General features: G+C 51.9%; 19 protein-coding genes and 2 pseudogenes. 17 read left to right on the top strand and 4 right to left on the bottom strand.

Going from position 1 to position 19143, the window contains the following annotated elements; all coding sequences use genetic code 11:
- Positions 1–175: 175 nt before the first annotated feature.
- Complete coding sequence (locus tag BSZ32_RS07500; RefSeq protein WP_105042871.1) at positions 176–631, bottom strand: hypothetical protein; 456 nt, start codon at positions 629–631, stop codon at positions 176–178.
- 186 nt (positions 632–817) lie between these two features.
- Here BSZ32_RS07500 and BSZ32_RS07495 point away from each other — a divergent pair, with 186 nt between their 5' ends.
- The 16 genes and pseudogenes from BSZ32_RS07495 to BSZ32_RS07430 all read left to right on the top strand — a co-directional run bounded on the left by BSZ32_RS07495 (position 818) and on the right by BSZ32_RS07430 (position 14727).
- Positions 818–1780 (top strand): L,D-transpeptidase family protein, encoded by a 963-nt coding sequence (locus tag BSZ32_RS07495; RefSeq protein WP_165788719.1) that lies wholly within the window; start codon positions 818–820, stop codon positions 1778–1780.
- A gap of 236 nt (positions 1781–2016) precedes the next feature.
- Positions 2017–2418, top strand: coding sequence for a sulfatase-like hydrolase/transferase (locus BSZ32_RS20055; protein WP_206018760.1), 402 nt, complete (start codon positions 2017–2019; stop codon positions 2416–2418).
- A complete protein-coding gene (locus BSZ32_RS20050; RefSeq protein WP_206018759.1) occupies positions 2378–2635 on the top strand; it encodes a sulfatase-like hydrolase/transferase in 258 nt (85 codons plus the stop codon). The genes BSZ32_RS20055 and BSZ32_RS20050 overlap by 41 nt, the downstream gene beginning before the upstream one ends.
- Positions 2636–2643: 8 nt before the next feature.
- A complete protein-coding gene (locus BSZ32_RS19195) occupies positions 2644–3534 on the top strand; it encodes a sulfatase-like hydrolase/transferase (protein WP_206018758.1) in 891 nt (296 codons plus the stop codon).
- Positions 3535–3597: 63 nt separating this feature from the next.
- Positions 3598–5121: a sulfatase family protein gene (locus tag BSZ32_RS07485; RefSeq protein WP_105042869.1), complete on the top strand. Its 1524-nt coding sequence runs from the start codon at positions 3598–3600 to the stop codon at positions 5119–5121.
- Positions 5122–5438: 317 nt separating this feature from the next.
- Positions 5439–6152 carry a hypothetical protein gene (locus BSZ32_RS07480; protein ID WP_129589651.1) on the top strand — a complete coding sequence of 238 codons (714 nt, stop codon included), beginning with the start codon at positions 5439–5441 and terminating at the stop codon, positions 6150–6152.
- A 127-nt stretch (positions 6153–6279) separates the two neighbouring features.
- Positions 6280–7476, top strand: coding sequence for a carbohydrate porin (locus BSZ32_RS07475; protein WP_105042867.1), 1197 nt, complete (start codon positions 6280–6282; stop codon positions 7474–7476).
- A gap of 97 nt (positions 7477–7573) precedes the next feature.
- Positions 7574–8293 (top strand): annotated as a pseudogene (locus tag BSZ32_RS19705) (DUF1254 domain-containing protein).
- Positions 8294–8369: 76 nt separating this feature from the next.
- Positions 8370–8927, top strand: a complete 558-nt coding sequence (locus BSZ32_RS07460; RefSeq protein WP_105042864.1) for a DUF1214 domain-containing protein — start codon at positions 8370–8372, stop codon at positions 8925–8927.
- Positions 8928–9035: 108 nt separating this feature from the next.
- Positions 9036–9326 (top strand): annotated as a pseudogene (locus tag BSZ32_RS07455) (dipeptidase); the annotation flags it as partial.
- Positions 9327–9405: 79 nt separating this feature from the next.
- Positions 9406–9687: a DUF389 domain-containing protein gene (locus BSZ32_RS18340; protein ID WP_129589650.1), complete on the top strand. Its 282-nt coding sequence runs from the start codon at positions 9406–9408 to the stop codon at positions 9685–9687.
- Positions 9638–10489, top strand: coding sequence for a DUF389 domain-containing protein (locus BSZ32_RS07450; RefSeq protein ID WP_165788718.1), 852 nt, complete (start codon positions 9638–9640; stop codon positions 10487–10489). Before BSZ32_RS18340 ends, BSZ32_RS07450 begins: the two co-directional genes overlap by 50 nt.
- Before the next feature lie 223 nt (positions 10490–10712).
- Positions 10713–11432 carry a 3-keto-disaccharide hydrolase gene (locus tag BSZ32_RS07445; RefSeq protein WP_105042862.1) on the top strand — a complete coding sequence of 240 codons (720 nt, stop codon included), beginning with the start codon at positions 10713–10715 and terminating at the stop codon, positions 11430–11432.
- Positions 11433–11495: 63 nt separating this feature from the next.
- On the top strand, positions 11496–12278 hold the full coding sequence (locus tag BSZ32_RS07440) for a cysteine peptidase family C39 domain-containing protein (protein ID WP_105042861.1): 783 nt from the start codon (positions 11496–11498) through the stop codon (positions 12276–12278).
- Between the two features lie 185 nt (positions 12279–12463).
- On the top strand, positions 12464–12745 hold the full coding sequence (locus tag BSZ32_RS07435; protein WP_105042860.1) for a hypothetical protein: 282 nt from the start codon (positions 12464–12466) through the stop codon (positions 12743–12745).
- Positions 12746–12828: 83 nt separating this feature from the next.
- On the top strand, positions 12829–14727 hold the full coding sequence (locus BSZ32_RS07430) for a tetratricopeptide repeat protein (protein ID WP_105042859.1): 1899 nt from the start codon (positions 12829–12831) through the stop codon (positions 14725–14727).
- Positions 14728–14748: 21 nt separating this feature from the next.
- Here BSZ32_RS07430 and BSZ32_RS07425 read toward each other — a convergent pair whose 3' ends face one another.
- From BSZ32_RS07425 to BSZ32_RS07415, 3 genes are read right to left on the bottom strand one after another with little or no spacing between them, the layout of a single operon-like run.
- Entirely contained in the window at positions 14749–15432 is a 684-nt protein-coding gene (locus BSZ32_RS07425) for a DUF3299 domain-containing protein (RefSeq protein WP_105042858.1), read from the bottom strand.
- On the bottom strand, positions 15429–16742 hold the full coding sequence (locus tag BSZ32_RS07420; protein WP_105042857.1) for an ABC transporter permease: 1314 nt from the start codon (positions 16740–16742) through the stop codon (positions 15429–15431). Before BSZ32_RS07420 ends, BSZ32_RS07425 begins: the two co-directional genes overlap by 4 nt.
- Positions 16739–17410, bottom strand: a complete 672-nt coding sequence (locus tag BSZ32_RS07415) for an ABC transporter ATP-binding protein (protein ID WP_105042856.1) — start codon at positions 17408–17410, stop codon at positions 16739–16741. The genes BSZ32_RS07420 and BSZ32_RS07415 overlap by 4 nt, the downstream gene beginning before the upstream one ends.
- 284 nt (positions 17411–17694) lie before the next feature.
- Between BSZ32_RS07415 and BSZ32_RS07410 the strand changes: the two genes are divergently transcribed.
- The gene (locus BSZ32_RS07410) at positions 17695–19131 is read left to right on the top strand and encodes a metal-dependent hydrolase family protein (protein ID WP_105042855.1); all 1437 of its coding nucleotides are present in this window, start codon (positions 17695–17697) and stop codon (positions 19129–19131) included.
- The last annotated feature ends 12 nt before the right edge of the window (positions 19132–19143 follow it).

Below are 19143 nucleotides of genomic sequence, written 5' to 3'. Positions count from 1 at the left end.
CAGGTTAATAGCTTGGCCTGGTTCATCCGCAGTTCCACTGAAAAGAACGTTATCAACACCTGGGCCACTGAGTTCCCAAAAAATGTTAGCACTATTCGAATTACCGCTATCGATTGCGATGTTATAAGTCATTGCAAAAAGTGCTTGCATGACCTCTCCCGTCTCTAAAGTAAATTCAATGGTGGATTGAGAAATTCCTGCAGCTAAAAGCTTTTTTGTCTGATAAAGTTACGTCGTCATTGCTGTCGTTTACATTTAAGCTGTTAGTGTTGGCTCCAGTATAGGAAAATGCACCACCAACTGGAGCACTCAATGTGAGTTCGGTAGCCGAGCTAGTGATATTTCCATCCTTAGCATCACCAAAATCGAGGAGTTGTGTGGATTCAAAAGGGACTGGAAAGAGGGTGGGTGTGGGTAGGTCTTCCGGTTGAGGTATTGGCTCGGGAATTGGATCTGCGTAAGCACTGTAATCAGCCGAATCATTGGAGCTGAGGCCAAGAATAGTCTCACTGACTAGAACTGAGTTGCCTACATCAGTGGATACTGACGAGCTTAATGATGTTATCAAAGCGGCAGGGCAATTGAGAGCGATTGCTATGCTTGAAAGTACCGTGAGGGATGAAATTTCCATAAATGGGAGATCTAAAAAAATAAGTTAATCATAGTAATTGAGCCCGATAGTGTCAAACAAATCAAGACTATGAGAAGGGGAGTTGCTTTAAATACATCCAGTAGCATCACTCCGTAGCATTACGAGTTTTGTTAGTTTAGCTTGTAGGGCTTTAGCTAATATGTTCGAAACGGAGCGATGAAATTGATGAAACCTGTCCTATTAGTGGGACTAGCGGCGGCTGTTGCTTGCTTCAGTTCTTGTGCGACGACAACTCAGACAAAACTAGCTCCAGGCCAATTTGAATGGCACCCTGAGCGCTCGACCTCAGGCCCAGTGCTGATGGTCGTGAGTATCGACGATCAAATGGCCTACGTTTACCGCAATGGCGTACAGATCGCCCGCTCCACTGTCAGTACCGGCCGTGCAGGCAAAGAGACACCAACGGGTGTGTTCACCATTCTCCAGCGCAAGGTGGATCACGAATCCAATGTCTACGTAGGAGCCAAGATGCCCTACATGCAGCGCCTCACATGGACTGGGATCGCGATGCACGCTGGCGACCTTCCGGGCTATCCAGCATCCGGAGGCTGCATCCGTCTTCCTTACGCATTCTCTGAGAAAGTCTACGGTGTCCTTTCTAATGGATCCACTGTGGCAATCACCAAGAAGGGAACCATCCCATCTTACTCTAAGAAGCCAGCGAGTGTTCTCATGGCATCCAATGCAAAAGGTGGCGTGTCTAACAAAGCGATTCCAGATCCAACAGGTCGTGTAATGTGGAATCCGAGCAAGAGCCGCACTGGCCCCTACTCGGTCCTTCTTTCTTATGCTGACCGGACTGCCTACGTCTGGCGCAATGGTGTGAAAATCGGTCAGAGCCCAATGGGCATAGCACCCGGATCTAACCCACCAGAAGGTGTGTTCATGAAGCTTGAAGGCGGCACAGGCCCGACATCTTGGTCGGTTCTTAGCCTCAACGGCGGCAAGGTCACTGGTGACCCAGCTGGTAGTATTGCAAGTAATGTGAACTTCCCAGCGGAGTTCCGCGGCAAGATCCGCAACATTCTGACTCCAGGAACTATACTTCTTGCAACACGCCAGTCATCGAATGCTAGCACCATGTCGAAGACGGACTTCGGCATCATCCAGCCTGAGGCTAAGCAGTAAAATTTACTCTTCATAACAAGCCGAGTTCGCATCCCGCGAGCTCGGCTTTTTTCTTTAGCAGGAAGGCTAGGCAGGGTAGTTTCTTGAATGAGGAAGTCTCATGTCACAAGCGCTGTAGCACATTTTTGGCTGCGGTATTGTCTAATAAATCATGTTGGACATACAAGCGTTATCGTATATCTATCAATGGATTATATCATTAGAATACTCCGCTAGAAGCCGGGGAAATAAATAACATGAAACATATACTAAATAGCAAATGGGCGTTGATTTTGGTAGCAATTCTGGCGGTGATTTCGTCTGAGGCGAAAGCTGCGAAAGAAAACCTGCAGGGAAGCAAACCCAACATCATCCTGGTAATGACCGACGACCAAGGATACGGCGACCTCAGCTGCCACGGTCACCCTTACCTCAAAACGCCCAACATTGACAAACTTCACGGCCAAAGTATACGCTTTACCGATTTCCACGCCAGCCCGACCTGCGCCCCTACGCGCGCCGCACTGATGTCGGGTCGCGCCCCCTTTAAGAATGGGGTCACCCACACCATCCTCGAGCGCGAACGTATGGCGCTCAAGACCACTACCATAGGCCCAGGTGCTCAAAACAGCCGGCTACACTACTGGCATCTTTGGTAAATGGCACCTCGGCGACGCCGCCCCCTACCAGCCTAACAACCGCGGCTTCGACGAGTCGTTCATCCACGGTGCTGGCGGTATCGGCCAAAACTTCCCGGGAACCGAAAGCAACCCGCCAAACAACGGCTACTTCGATCCCGCCATCAAACACAATAACACCTTTGTGAGAACCAAAGGCTACTGCACCGACGTTTTCTTTAAACAATCCCTCGCATAGATCAAACAATGCAGCGATCAAAAGAAACCCTTCTTCGCCTACATCTCCACCAACGCCCCCATGGCCCGTTCATCGTTGCCGACAAATATAAAGTTCCCTATGTCGGAAAAGGGGCAACAGCCAATGGCAAAAAGGGTAAACGCAAAGACAACTCAGCCGCCTTCTACGGCATGATTGCAAACGTCGATGAAAATATGGGCGTGCTCATGCTGAAACTCGATGAGTGGGGGCTCTCCGACAAAACCCTGCTGATCTTTATGACCGACAACGGAAGCTCCGCCGGAAACTACAACGCCGGCATGAAAGGGAAAAAAGGCTCAGCCAACGAAGGTGGCTCCCGCGTCCCGCTCTTCATGCGGCTCCCAGGGAAAATAAAACCAGCCACCGATGTCGCACGCCTCACCCGCCACTACGACCTCTTCCCGACACTCGCCTCCATCGCCGCTGCCGCCATCCGAAAAAACCTCGACCTCGACCTCGACGGCCGCAGTTTGCTTCCCCTGATCGATAACCCCAAAGCCACTTGGCCCGACCGCTACACAGTTTTCCACAAAGGACGCTGGAACAAAAAAGACGCCGCAGGAAGATGGGGCCAAGGCAACACCGATCCGGATCAAGCCAAATATAAAGGCTTCGCCGTCCGCAACGAGTCATGGCGTCTCGTCGTAGACGCCCTCTACAACATCGAGAAAGACCCGGGCGAAACCACCGACGTCGCCCAACAACACCCGGAAATCGCCGCCACCATGCGCAAAAACTTCGACGTCTGGTGGACCGACGTCCGACCCCTGATGGTCAACGAATACGCCACCCTCGATACTGATAAACCCTTCCTCGACCAATACCTCAAACAAGAAAAATCAACTGGCATCCCCAAGTGGATTGAACCGAAACTGTAAGTTTTAAACTCCAAATACCAAGTTTCACTTTAGCGTCTTTCGGTTTTAAAAACAGACCACAACATGAATGTCCTGCACAAATTCCTCATAACTCAACTTTCAGTTTTGTGCGTCACTGCTGGCTCGGTGCAGGCCGATACACTGCCTAACATCGTCTTCCTGCTCGCCGATGACCAATGCACCTACTCCGTTGGTTGTTACGGCAACAAGGATGTAAAGACGCCGCAGATGGATCGTCTCGGGCGCGACGGCATCAGCTTCGACAAGCACTACAACACCTCCGCCATCTGTATGGCCAGCCGGGCTAACATCATGACCGGGATGTATGAATATAAAACCGGCACCAACTTCAGCCACGGCAACATGAAAGCCGAAACCTGGAAAAAATCCTACCCGGTTTTGCTGCGCGAAAGCGGATACCTCACAGCCTTTGCCGGTAAGTTCGGATTTGTCGTCGAGGGTCAGCGGCTTTGCGAAAGGGATTTTGACGCCTGGGGTGGGGGGCCGGGACAGACAAATTACCAGACGAGCAAAAATAAATCCATGGCCAGCTACGCCAAGGACTACCCCCACTCGACCCGCGCCTACGGAGCCTTCGGCCAGAACGTGATCAAACGGGCGGCTAAAGAAGGGAAACCCTTCTGCCTGTCGATCAGTTTCAAAGCACCACACCGGCCGGTCACGCCTGACCCTAAATTCGATCACGTTTACGCCGGTAAAACGTTTGTCAAACCCGCCAACTACGGAAGGAAATTCGCCGATCACCTTTCGGAGCAGAGTAAGCAGGGCCGGCAATACACGCGTTTCAGCGAGTGGAAATACGACACCGACTACGATGGAGTGATGGCCAAGTACCATCAGCAGATTTACGCCATCGACGTCTCGCTCGGAATGATCCGCGATGAGCTCGACAGGCAGGGTGCTGCCGACAACACCGTCATCATCTACACCAGCGACAACGGTTTCCTCTGCGGCTCTCACGGCTACGGCTCCAAGGTTCTCCCGCTTGAAGAATCCTCGCGTGTCCCGTTGATGATCTTTGACCCGCGCAGCAAGACATCGGGGAAAAAACTCCGGAGCCAGGCATTGAAAGGAAACATCGACTTCGCACCGACCCTACTCGAACTAGCAGGCCTGCCCGTGCCGAAAAACATGGATGGAAAAAGCTTGCTACCACTCATCGTAAACCCCGCCGGAGACGTCCGTGATCAGATGATATTGATCAACGTTTGGGGTGAAAAACCCACCCATTGTTTGACCACGCTCACCAAGAAATCAAAGTACACCTACTGGTGGTACGGCGGCGACGGGATGACGCCCGCCGAGGAACTGTTCGACACCTCGAACGACCCACTGGAACTGAAAAATCTGGCTAAGAATCCAGAACACAGCACCACGCTGAAACGCATGCGTAAAAAGTATGATGCCGAGCTGGCCGTGTGGAAAAAACACGCCGTCCCCTACAACAACTATCAACCCTACGGCACACTCTTCGATCGCAATATCCCGTGGTCGGAAAAGGGAGAATTGGCGGGCAGCCAAAAATCACCTAGAAAGAAAAAAAAGCCAGCGCAAGTAGCGCCATGAAATTCCCGGCGCCACAGCTCGATGCCATCGACCTAAGGGCTGGAATGAAGATCGCGTGAGCTCACTTGAGCGTCCTATTGTCAGAGGGGTTTTGTTCAAGGTGATTTTACCGGGGTCGCTATCGTTGCTCTGGCAGATAGGCCTAGGGCCCCGCGACCGTGGGTAGCGACGAGTGAACGTGGCGATTTCTAACAAGCGCCAAGGAACAGAAAATATGATCCAATACCGCTGCAGAATCCTTTTTTCTCTGATCAAATCTTGATCTGCGGCAAAGGGGTTTTCCATCTGCGTTCCAATAGAATAATAATGTTCTCTAAATGAATAACCTAACAATATTGGCGCTCGCGTCCAGCGTGGCCCTCAGCCAGATGAGTCTAGCAGAAGAAGCCAAGTCGGCTGATGATATTGCCAAATCTCTGGCAAACCCCAACACGCCATTGGCAAGTATGCAGCTAAAGAACCAAGTGCGTAGTTTCTCTGGCTCATTGCCAAATGCCTCAAGCCAGACTGGCTATACCGCCTTGTTTCAGCCGAGTCTTCCGTTTGCTTTGAACAATGGGAGTTTGTTGCTCTGGCGACCCGCACTACCGATCGTTGTCGATCAACCGGTCTTCAATGCTGATACATTAGATTTCGAGAGCGAAAGTGGTCTCGGTGACCTGGCCTTTGATCTGGCCTACTCAACCACATCCGATGAAGGTCTGTTGACTGCCTTTGGTTTGATAACGACCTTGCAGACCGCAAGCTCCAGTGCGCTAGGTTCTGGTAAATGGTCGATTGGGCCTGGGGTGTTAGTCGGTAAAATCACTGACAAGTACGTGCTTGGTGCTTTCCCTAACCACCAATGGGATGTCGCTGGATGGGGTGACAACTCAGTGCGACTTGGCTTCCTGGTGGTGGCTGGAATGTGGGATCGTCACCTATTTCTAGCTACGATTGGACTAACTCACAGTGGAATATCCCGATCAACTTTCAGGTTGGGAAAACCGTCATCTGGAATGAGACTCCTTGGAAACTCACTGCTGAAGTGAACTACTACGTCGAAAAATCCGATGCCTTTGGCGCCGAGTGGATGGTGAGCTTCAACATCGCGCCTGTGGTGCAAAACGCTCTGGCTAAAATTTTTAAGTAAACATAAAAACCTAGAAAGTAATATATATGAAATCGACTCTCATTCCCTTAGCGGCGATCTCTGGAGCTCTCTTGTTGAATTCCTTAGCCCACGCTGAAACCGCCGGTGGTGGTGACTTTGGCTCGCCCACCAGTATTGAGAACACCCTAGCCGACGACGATTACCCAACGCGATTGAAGCGCTGGAATGACCTCAAAAAGAAGGTCGAGGAGAAGACCGCCTTACACTATTCCTTTGAATACAGTTCTTTGGCTCAAGGCTACACAGATGCTGGTGCGGGTGAAGACTTTACCGCCAGTGGGATAGCTCGGTTCTACGGGACTTGGACACCATTCAACCATCAGCAAAAGAACTGGGGGCGGTTTTCCTTCCGCATAGACAACCGCCATCGCTACACCGATGTCGCACCGCAGAATGCAGGATTTACCGTTGGCCAGAGCTCGATCAATGGTTCGCTCTATTCTGGCCGTGAGTGGGGGCTGGTGAACCTGCAATGGACGCAGTCGTTGTTAGATGGACGGGTTGGTGTCTCTGTCGGCTTTGTTCCTGCGGACGATTATTTCCACGCCTATGCTCTAGCAAACCCACTCACCCACTTCTCTAACTTAGCCTTCACCACTGGCGGGGTGGTCTCGGTTCCCGACTCAGGAATGGCGATCGCAGGGGCGGGAATGCTAGGAGAAAATTTCTATTTCAAAGCCGGAATCCACGATGCCAATGGCAGCGCATCTGACCCTACCCTCGATGTCTTTAGCGACGGAGAATTTTACAAGAACCTCGAGATTGGTTGGACCTCTGAGCAAGCTAGACTCTACCTCGACAATGCCCACCTGGGCGTGTGGCACAGTGACAGACGCGATGCCGCTGGCGTGCCAGAAAGCTGGGGAGTCGCCTTCAACTGGTCGCACTACTGCGATGAGGGGCGCTGGATGCCCTTCGTCCGAGGTGGTTGGTCAGACGGTGGTGGCGCGCTCTACGAGAAATTGATCTCGGCTGGATTGAGCAAACAATTCCGCGAGAAAGACGTGTTCGGTCTCGGCCTCAGTTGGAGCGAGCCTTCAGATCCACTCGCTGGCCAACAATGGTCTAACGAATTGTTCTACCGTGTTCAGCTCGAAAACCTAGCCATCACCCCCAGTGTCCAAATGATCGTCAACCCATCCTACCGCCCCGACCAAGACGTGATGTTTATAGCTGGATTGCGCGCGCGAATTGTGTTTTAGTTAAAACTCAAAAATTCTAACAATTAAAAAATTATTCAAAACCACCCACCTAGGACTACTCGCTCTAGGAGTAGTATGTTCCAGCCTGACCACTCCCATGCTGGCTGAGGATGCTAAACAAACCATTGGCGAACGCATGCTTCACCATCGCGCGATCGATGCCGCGGTGTGGGCCATGCCCTTGATGAATTTCAAGTTTTATAGAGACGCACTTGCGGATGCGGGGGTGGGGCCGAACGACGTCGGCGACTACTCCAAACTCCAGGACTGGAAGTTCCAGACCGCTACGCCGAACAACACGACGCCCTACATCCTAAGCTATTGGAATTTAAAAGACGGGCCCATTGTGGTCGAGATGCCTGCTTCGGTGGAAGGGGTCGGCGTCTTTGGAACCATCATGGACGCCTGACAGAGGCCGCTCGACGATGTGGGTGCCAATGGTCGCGATGGCGGTCGCGGTGCGACATACCTGCTTGTCCCGCCCAATTACGATGGCCCACTGCTGCCGAACGCTTTGGTCTACGAGCAGGAAACCAATCACGGCTGGGTGGCCTTGCGTCCGATCATGGCGGGTGGTGCCACCAAGGAGAATCTAGCCAAGGCTACAGCGCTGACCAAGCAGATAAAGATCTACCCATTGTCCAAAGCCGCCGCCCCGCCGGAAATGAAATTCGTCGACCTCTACGGGAAATTACTTGAGATGACCTCAAAGATGGACGGGACGATCTACCGAGAGATTCACGAAATGATCGATCAGGAAGTCGCCTTAGATCGGGATCTTTCGATGATGGGGTTGTTGGCCCGCATCGGCCCTTAAGAAGGGGGAGCCCTTCAAGCCAGACGCAAAGTTGCAGTCCGTCTACGACAAGGCTGGACCCGAAGCGCTCGAGTAAATGATCGAACAATACCACCGCGTCCTAAACCCGTTCGTTTACGAGGGTAAGAAGTGGTCTGCGCTGGTCCCCGACGGTTCGCGGGAGACGGAGTGGCCTTACGAGTATCCTCCCTACTACGACTATTACGCGCGTGGCTCACTGTACTACGCGATTATCACCAGCGTAAAAAACTACGGTACCGCCACCTACTATCTGGACTGTGCGGAAACAGCCGACGGTGAATGGCTAGACGGCGGAAAGAACTACAAGCTAGTGATGCCCGCCAAGGTGCCAGTGAAGGATTTCTGGGCGATCACAACCTACGACTTAGAAAGCGCTTCCTACATCCGCAACATGAACAAGAGTAGCATCGACTCCAACATGAAGGACGTGAAGAAGAACGCCGACGGAACCTTGGACATCTACTTCGGACCCAAGCCTCCAAAGGGAAAGGAGAGCAACTGGCTGCCCACCGACCCGAAGCGTCGCTTCTTTCTGCTCGCTCGTTTTTATGGACCGGAGCCGAGGCTCTTCGACAAGGGATTTACTCTGAACAATGTCGAGCTCGTGGAGTGACGTCGAACCAACGAGAGAGACGAAAACCGTATACCTATAAATATGTCCCACATTTAAAATGAAAACACTACTCATAACACTGGCAGCCTGTGAGCTGATCATGGGCGCGGCTACATGATGAATGCTTTTGACAAGGGAGCGACCGGTTGTGGTGAACTCTCAAAGATTCTTGAGGCGATTACCGATGACCTCTGGAAGCGCGGCTATTCCAACGAAGACCTGCAGAAAATCTACGGCGGCAACAAAATGCGTGTCTACCAACAAGTATGGGAATGCGTCCCAGCCGAAGAGAAAAAGAAAGGCGCCGAGCATCGTGCGAAAGGCATCAAGAAGTTGAAACATGAAATTCTAGGCGACCCACACGACCCACTTAACCCGAAGGTGGCTGCCAGTCTCTAGGATTCTGCAGACTGCCAGTCTGAGGCTTGGCGATCTCAGCGTTGACGTGCGATCAGCGATTTTCTAACGTGGGAGTTATATGGCTGGGAAAAATCATAAAATGCGGGTTCGTGACACGATCGACTACCTCGAACTCTTTCCACACCTGGACGACGACGAGCGCGTCAATCTAGAGAACCAGTTGCGCGAGGGGTCTGCGTGGAGCATGAACTTCGGCGTGATGCTAGGTTGTTCTGTGATTCTTGCTGGCTTGGGGCTGCTACAGAACTCTGTGGCGGTAATTATCGGGGGCGATGTTGGTGGCTCCATTGATGACTCCGCTCATCGCGACGGGTCTGGGGCTGGTGCAGGGGAATTTTGATTTGTTACAAACGGCGGCAAAGTCGATGTGGCGAGGTGTTGCGATCGGGTTGATCTTAGGAATATTGTTACGAGTCGTCATTCCAGGAAGTGAGCTGACCCAAGAAGTCGAGTCGCGTGGATCTGCTAACATCCTTGATCTATTTATCGCCTTTTTTGCTGGAGCGGCGGCGGCCTATGCGATGGCTCGGCCTAAGATGTCTGGCGCGCTTCCCGGGGTAGCGATCGCGGTGGCATTGGTCCCACCTCTGACATCTTCGGGTATAGCGATCGGATCGCAGGACTGGATGATTGCATTGGGAGCCTTCATTTTACTACTGACCAACCTGGTGATGATTGTGCTCGGCAGCGCGTTGGTTTTCCGACTCCATGGGCTAAAAACCAAGGATTTGGAGGAAGGCGTAGCGCTGACGATGAAGCGTATTTTCACGGGACTGATTGGCGCCGGTGTTTTGGCCATGGCTCCACTGGGTTATCGTTTGATCGATCAAGTGCGTGAAGGTCAATCCAAGCCGGCAGCATTTCCTCTGGCCGAAGAGCTGTGGTACGCCGTGAACTCGCGGGTGGATGAAGAGAAGGGTGTGGAGCTGATGCGCGCGATACGTGCGGGTGTCGAGCGACCTGGCGATGTTTACATCTACCTGATCGCTGACAGACCGGTGAGGCAGCTGTTGTTGGATGACATTGACAAGCTAGTCAAACATCACATGGGCGAAGAGACCATCAGCATCGTCAAAGCTAGTCAAAGCGCCGCGATCCTGCCGATCACGAAAGAGGCCCCTACGTTTTCGAGGCCTCAATAGATCGAGGTGAAATGGTTAGCCATAATTAGGCTGGTGATGTAGGATCCCTTTACTTGAATTTTTGGCTGAGTAAGTGAAAGATTTTGTCCTGTAATCTCTTATCTATCTAATCAATGGGAATCCTACTATTTCGACTCCTAATATCTCGAAAATAGCCTGCAAGAATCCCGCAGGCTCTTGGCGTATGGATTCGGATCATCCGAACTAACCATCTACAAAAATAATGATTAAAAAACTATCACTCACCGCTGTCGCTCGTTTGTCACTGCTACTGGCACCTCTAGCTCTATGGGCACCTCTCGTTGCAGCTGAAGACAGCAAGACGCATCAAGTCAAAATCGAAGGCGCGGAAAAGCTGTTTAACGGCAAGGATTTAAGTGGTTGGAAAGGAAACCTCGATCTTTGGTCGGTTAAAGACGGCGTGATTCATGGAACGACCCACGGTCGTAAGATCAAAGGTAACACCTTCCTGATTCTAGATGCCGCTGATGTGGAGGATTTCCACCTGGTCTACGAAGCCCGCTGCCAAGGTAATAACTCCGGGGTGATGTACCGCAGCCTGGTCGTCGATGAAAAGAAGTTTTCGATGAAAGGATACCAGTGTGACCTTCACCCGAAAGCACCCTACCTCGCGATGATTTACGGCGAAAAAGAACGTGGCATCATCATCACGCGTGGCCAGAAAATGGTGATCGATGAGGCTGGGGAAAAAACCGTGGAGTCATCGGAAAAGCCGGGGGAAGTCGATTCATCCCAGTGGCAGACGTACGAGATAATCTGCAAAGGCAATCACATCATCCACAAACTGAACGGTAAGGTCGCCATTGACCTGACGGACAATTTCAAGGACCGGATCAAAAAAGGAAAAATCGGCCTGCAGCTCCACGCGGGTGAAGCCATGATGGTTGACTTCAGAAATATTCAACTGAAGCGATTGAAGTAATTTTTAAATTACCTAAGTGCACTGACTGCTCAGCGGTCGGTGAACTTTACTTTCATCTCAAAAATGAATCCTAACTGGCTCGGTGTTATCTCAGCGATTCTGGCGTTCGCAGCCTTCTCTGTGGTCTACCGAGGGGCCAAGGGCTTATCCATCAAGTCCAAGATCCTCCTATCTATTCTCGCGATATTTGCCGCTATGCCGGGCGCGAGTTTTGCGGCGTATTACGCGCACATTCTTCCCGAGCCTAGTTGGTATTACCAGTTCCGCAGTATTTGGGGAACAGAGTTGCTGATTGTGTTTCTGGGGATCGCAGGCGGATTGGTAGCCACGCTGTTGCCTCGGATGCTTCTCGTACTACCGCTTCTTGGAGTAGCGGCGTTCTCGATTGCTCCAATCATCAAGCCCTTCGTCGGTCCGATTCCAGGTGGCACGCTGCGGGACGAGTGGGATGGTGAGGTTTGTCTTCAGAGCACGCCGTCGACGTGTGGGGCCGCATCGACAGCCACTATATTGAAGCAATTTGGAGTCGATGCGAAGGAGTCAGAGATAGCAGCAGAAGCCCACTCGTACGGCGGAGGGACGGAGGCATGGTATTTGGCGAGGGCGGCAAGATCGCGAGGATTCGATGTCGACTTTGTGTTCCGCCCCGAATTCACACCAGAGGACGGACTTCCAGCAGTGGTGGGTGTCCGGCTGGAATCGATAGGGCATTTCATTCCAATTCTCGGCCAGCAGGGGGATCGGTTCATCATTGGAGACCCTCTGCGAGGAAGAGAATTGTTGTCGCGCGAGGAGTTACAGCAGCGGTATGATTTCACCGGCTTTCACATGCGAATCAAAAAGTAAAGGCGAGTAAGGCGCTCCCCCTGGCGAGTCGACATCCCCCCCCCTAATCCCAAAGCCTGTAGATACTCGGCGTTCCTGTTAGCGGATGCAAGCGCTCTGACGCATGGCTAAATTTCGTTAGTAGAGTTGTGTAGGGAAGATGATTTTGCTACGTAGGGAGCTGGTTCACAAAGCCACACCTTTCTATGCACAAACTCCTCATCGTTCTCTTACTCAGTCTCTGTTTTTGTAGCTGTGGTGAAAAGACTCCTAGCCTCAGTGATTCCCCAGTAAAACCGACAAAGGAGAAAACGCATGCTGAGCTTCACGCCAGTCTCGGCGATCAGCCTGGCACCAATGCTCTATCCAGCCGCTGTGCCGAATGCCATAAGGACATTCACCACCATTGGCAGAAGTCCCATCACGGCCAAGCTAACCGCTTGATGTCCACAGAGCTAGATGGCGAAGCTTTTCTAACGAAGAGCTGAAATCCATTGCGGCCCACTGGAAATTTACCAAAGACCCCGATTCATTTAGTGTTACTGCGAATGGAGAAAAACACCATGCGGGGATGGCGATCGGTCTGACTCCATTGATTCAATACCTTGTTTCTGCTGAGGGTGGGCGCTGGCAGACTCCCAGCGTGGCATGGGATCCAGCTAAAAAAGAATGGTTCGATGTGCTCGACGGCGACGACCGAACCGCAGCGGACTGGGGTCATTGGTCGGGCCGTGGTATGACCTGGAACACCCAGTGTGCCTGGTGCCACATGACGGATTATAAAAAAGGCTACGATGCTGCTACAGACAGCTATAAGTCTAACTGGAAAGAAATGGGTGTCGGCTGTACTCAGTGTCACGGCGATATAGCAGCCGCTCCAGATGCTAAAAATGGTTGTCTCATCGATCTCAAAAAGCACCACACTACCAAGAAGTCTAAAGGTCTAACGATTGATAACTGCGCCACCTGTCATAGCCGGCGTGGCCAGCTCGATGGAGACTTCCATGTGGGAGAAAAATTTGGCGACCACTTCCAGCTCCAACTTCCTACACAAGACCGCCTCTACTATGCGGATGGCCAGATTAAAGATGAAGACTACGTCTGGACCTCACTCCGCCTGAGCAAGATGGGTCACAAGGGCGTCAACTGCCTAGACTGCCATGATCCACACACAACAAAGCTAAAACTGCCGTTAGAGAACAACACTCTCTGCATGTCCTGCCACGGAGGAGGAAGTAATGGTAGGATTGACGGTGCAACAGTCATCAATCCGCTCAGCCACACCAAGCATGAACCTAACAGCACCGGAAGTTCCTGTGTCTCATGTCACATGACCCACACCACCTACATGGGCCGCGATCCACGCCGCGACCACGGCTTCCACGTCCCAGATCCATTGCTGACAAAGGAACTCGGCATCCCCAATGCCTGCAATAAGTGCCACACGGACAAAGACACAGATTGGGCGGTCAAATCAACTCAAGCCTTGTTCGGCGAAAAAATGCACACACCTGAGCGCGAGCGCCAACGCGCACGAACCCGTGCTATCGCCACTGCATTCAACGGTCAACAAAATGCAATCGACGCGCTGCTGAAATCCTATTCAAATGAAGACAACCCAGCATGGCAAGCGACTTTGCTGCAGGTCATGCGGGCGTGGTCGACAGACCCCCGAGTCCAAAAAATTGCCCTAGATGCCGTGAAGCACGATGACCCACTTGTCCGATCATCCTCTTGTGAGATTCTAGCATTTGGTACGGGAACCAGTACGGTGTTAGATTCGATGTTCAAGGATCCAGTCAAAGAAGTGCGGGTGGCAGCGGCCTGGGCCTCGCGTGCGCGTCTGTCCCAGTATCCAGATATGTTCAAGGAGCTGAAGGAGTCGCTCTCCTTTTCCGCAGATCAGCCGACCGGCGCGATGAGTATGGCGCAGCTTTCTCTGGACTCTAACCAGTTAGAAGAGGCTGAAAAGTGGCTGAAAAAGGCAGTGCATCAGGACCAAACATCAGCAGCAGGCCATGAGGCATATGCTGTTCTTCTTAGCCGTATGGGTAAGACTCAGCAGGCACTCGATCAGCTAGAAATAGCGATCAAACTAGAGCCAGATAATATCCGATTCAGCTACCTCATTGCGCTGACCTACGCTGAACTGGGTGATACAGAAAAGACCGAGACTCTACTGCGCGATATTGTGAAACGAGCCCCTACCCATGACAGATCTCACTACAACCTAGGACTTCTGTTAGCTGGTAAAGAAAAGTTAGGTGAAGCCATTTTATCGATCATGCGTGCAGAAAATGCGAATCCACAATCACCGGATTATCCCTACGCCCGAGCCACCCTACACATGCGCCAAGGGGACAACGAAAGGGCCTTCGAAGCCTGCCGCACAGCACTAGGCATTCAGCGCGACTACCAACCCGCACTGAATCTCATCCGCCAGATTGCACAGCAGCAACGGCGTAAGTAGTGTTCCGTTTACGGCGAGACACTACTGAGAGTTTTCAGGCTTCTTATACTTCTCCACCTTTGCTTGCTCAAAGGAATAGCTGACATTGATGTCGGCTTTGCCATCCACAAGGAAGAGCTCCTGGAGCTGAGTCTTTAGCTGAATTTTACCTGTCACTGTGACGGCCTCAAACATCCCTTTGCTTTCAAAGGGGGTCGTGACCACGACCAGAGCAATCTGATTCGGCGGTGGTGGTGGTGTGTGGATACAGGCGCCAACCCATGGAACTAACAAAAATTCCTTCACCTTTTTATCTTCAAATTCTAATGGCAGGACAAAACCTGAGAGAGTCACTAACTTTCCATTCAGCTTCTCGACTCCTAGGTTCGCACGCTTTTTGCGCAGTTCTTTGATCTCGTCACGCTTGGCGAGTAATCCGTCGATATCGATACTCTGATCGATCAACAACTTTTCAGAAGCCATTTTCTCTTTCACCATCTCCTCGCTCACTGGCTTACCATTTTTCTTGCCACGTATTTCTAGCTGGCGGACTCTGGCGACCATCGAGAGATTGAGCAATTGCTCTGACCTCAGTTTGATGAACGGATCTTCGAACTTATATTCAGCTTTCATGTCATCCCAAGTGACTTTCTGTGGTGCGTCATCAGCCACCGCTGACGCCATTAGGCCGATACCAAAGGCTGAATTGAAAAGAAGTGATTTCATAATTTAATAGTGAGTCCGTCTGAGAGTGAACTGCGGTAGCAGCGCCATGCTGGGAGAAGGGCAATGACCACGCCAGAGCAAAAGATGATTCCTAACATCGTCCACTCGGTAGAGGTCGGAGGCGTGATCTCGATCCACATTCCCACACGCTCTTGGATAAGCGGCCGCAAAGCAAACAAGGCGGCATAAAGCAAGACGGCACCAAGGACTATAGCGCTAAGTGTCACAAGCATCGCCTCACCTAACACCAGAGAAACGATGTGACGTGGTCGGGCTCCCACAGAGCGGAGAATCGCGATCTCCCTGCGGCGCTCCTTGATGCTCATCATCAGCGCGCCAAACATGCTGGCGAGCGACACAAAGAGCACCAAAATAGACACTACAAAAAGGATATTTTCTACTACGCCAACCACCTGCCACAGCTCGGTCAGAGCTACACCAGGAAGCACGGCGGTGAGAGCCTCGCCATCATGCACGTTGATCGCGCGTTGCAGCATCACGGCATCTGAGCGCGACTTCATGCCCACTAGAAATGCGGTGACTTCGGATGGTGTTAGATCCACTTCTTCCTCGCCAGCGAGCAATGCGTCAAAGGCATCTATGCTAGAGGCTTCTTTCTGGTGACTCGCGTGATTGCAACCCGCATGGTGGACGTGGCCCTCTCCGTTGTTGAAATCCAAATGGATCGCCTCGATCCCTTCCAGCGAGACATGCACTGTCTGATCAATCGGTGTTCCGGTTCGCTTGAGCACTCCCACCACGGTGAATGGATTCTCAGTATGCTCTACAAAACTCAACTCTCCCGAGCCATGCGCTAACACAATCTGCTGACCGATACTGTAGCCTAGACTTTCCGCTACCTCAGCACCTAGAACCGCATCGTAGGTGTCAGCGAGTACTTCGCCTTCAGCCAGCGCTAACATTCGCTTCTGACCGTATTTATAGTGCTTGAAATAGCCATTGTTAGTGCCTAGAACTGTGTAGCCTTTGTGGCTGTCGCCGAGCGAGATGGGAATCGTCCACGCCACCTGCGGGTTGGTTTTTATTTTCTGATAGGTTTCCCAGCTCACGTTGTCCGTGACATTGCCAATATGGAAAATTGACGTGAGCAAGAGCGATACCGAACCCGAGCGAGCGCCCACGATCAAGTCGGTCTCAGAGATCGTGTTGGTAAACCCATAGCGCGCTTCATTTCGAATACGCTCGACCCCTAACAATAAAGCCACTCCAAGCGCCAAAGAGGCCACTGTGATCACCACCGATCCCATGCGGTGCTTCATGCTTTTCACCGACAAACTATACGGGCTCATGATTCCTCACCTCCTAATAAATAGCTTCGATCAAATCGCTCAGCTAGAATCGAGTCGTGACTGACAAAGATCAATGTGGCTCCAGTGTCTTCACACTGCTGAAAAAGGAGGTCAACAAATGCTCGGCTGTTGGTCTCATCCAGTGCTGACGTCGGTTCGTCTGCCAGCACGATCTCAGGCCCACCAATTAAGGCGCGCGCCGCAGCCACCCGTTGTTGCTGGCCTACGCTCAGATCAATCACCCGACGCTCGATGAACTTTTCCATCCCGAGATGCCTGAGTAAGCGGAGACCCTCGGCTTTGGCATCGCTCACCCGCGCACTTCGCCGGTTGGAAAAGCGCAAGGGTAGGGTCACATTCTCTAACACCGAGAGAAAGGGGATCAAATTGAACATTTGGAAAATATAGCCAACGTGGTCGGCACGAAAAACGTCACGCTGAGAGTCGGACATTGAAGAGAGATTTTTACCTAACAACTCCACTGAGCCACTTGTCGGCTGAGCCACTCCAGAAAGCAGACTCAGCAACGAGCTCTTTCCGCTACCGCTGGGACCACCGACGAAAAGTTTTTCGCCCTGCCGAACCTCAAAGCGATCAAGCTCCAACACGACTTCTTGTTCCCAAGCAAAGCGTAGGTTATTGAGCTGAACTGCTATCTCTCCCTTCATTGGCTAAGAAACTAGGAATATCTTAGAAAATGGCGAGGAAATAGAAGCACATTTGGGATGAATATTTCTCAGATCGTCCTCGGGTCACTCTCCAAACGAGTTGCCAGCAAATGAGAATGTTTTAGTGGTGACACTTACAGGATCTGAGCTATGGCTAAATTATTGCGTTTTTTCTACAGACGCATCTAACAGTCTTTTTCTTCTCCAGACAACAAACAATCCCAATAAAAAATCAAATCTATCCAAACTTAAGAGCCAAGCTGACCCTTCTCGGAGGTCTCTGCATGGCGTCCCCCATAGTTGCCCAAGAAAAATCCACTCTGGTGGTTCCTCCTGTCACCGTCATTCATAACGTCCACGTCTGGGATGGGACGAGCGATAAACTGAAAAAGGACAATGACGTTCTGATCGTCGGCGACAAAATCCGCAAAGTCGCGAAGGACATCCCGACCGGCGGGACGGTCGAGGTCGACGCAGTTCGCAAGACGATGAAACAAGTCGCTGATGCGCCGGGCCTCGAGGGCGGAACCTATAATTTCAACGTCACCAACGACAAAGGGGAAGTGGAGAAAGTGGCAGCCAAGGTTACCGTGATTGACGGCAAGGGTGGTTATCTCATCCCGGGCATCATCGACTCCCACCAGCACATCATGCTGTCCAAAAAAACTGGACCTCTGGACATCTTGAACAACCAACTGCTCTACACTCCCGCTTACAATGCGATTCCCCAAGGCATGACCATGCTAATGATGGGCGTGACCTCCATTCGTGACACAGGTGGTCCATCGGTTGAACTGGGCAAGGCCATCGACGCCGGTTACGTGGATGGTCCTCGCATCTACTCTAGTGGTGCAGCAGTTAGCTGTACATCCGGTCACGGCGATTTTGGTGGGCAGGCTCCTGGTCAAGGACAGATGTATCCTGGTAGCACCGCTCAGTGGTCGTCCACAGTGAGTTTTATGACTCTTGCTGACGGGCCTCCCGAGGTTCGCAAGGCGACTCGTTGGGCTCTAGCTCAAGGGGCTAGCCAGATCAAGATCATGGCCGGTGGAGGTGTTGCCTCACTGAAGGACCCCCTTGAAAGTGTGGGTTACTCAGAGGCAGAAATGCGTGCGGCGGTGGAGGCTGCCACCGACTACGATACCTACGTCATGGCTCACGCCTACAATGATGAGTCGATAAAGCGATGCATCAAGGCTGGGGTCAAAGATATCGTGCCCGGCCATTTACTCAGCGAGGAAGTGGGCAAGATGATGGCCGAGAACGACGTCTGGCTCGGCAGCTTGTCTTCACCTTTTGGCCTGATGGATGTGCCTTGGTTTACCGAGGAAAATCGCAGGAAGGGTCGGGAAATTCTCAGCGGCTACGAGAACACCATGAAGTTGGCCAAGAAGCATGGCGTCAAGATGGGCTTCGGCACTGACGCCGCCGCCGGGATGGTGGACACTATCCTCTATGAGTTCGAGATGCGCTCGAAATTCTTCACGCCGCTAGAGATGCTGAAGCAGGCTACCTCAACCAATGCCGAACTGTTGCGCCATTCCAACTCGCGTGACCCCTACAAGGCCGCGCCGCTTGGCGTGATCAAAGAGGGAGCCTGGGCCGACATGTTGATCTACGACGGCAATCCATTGAAAAATATAGATTTCGTCACCAAGCCAAAGGACCACCTCAAGCTCATCATCAAGGGCGGCAAGGTCTATAAAAACGAACTCAAGTAGGTAAAGCTCTCG

The sequence above is a fragment of the Rubritalea profundi genome, from assembly GCF_002954445.1.
Lineage (GTDB): Bacteria > Verrucomicrobiota > Verrucomicrobiia > Verrucomicrobiales > Akkermansiaceae > Rubritalea > Rubritalea profundi.
This window is presented reverse-complemented; position numbering and strand designations above follow the sequence as displayed.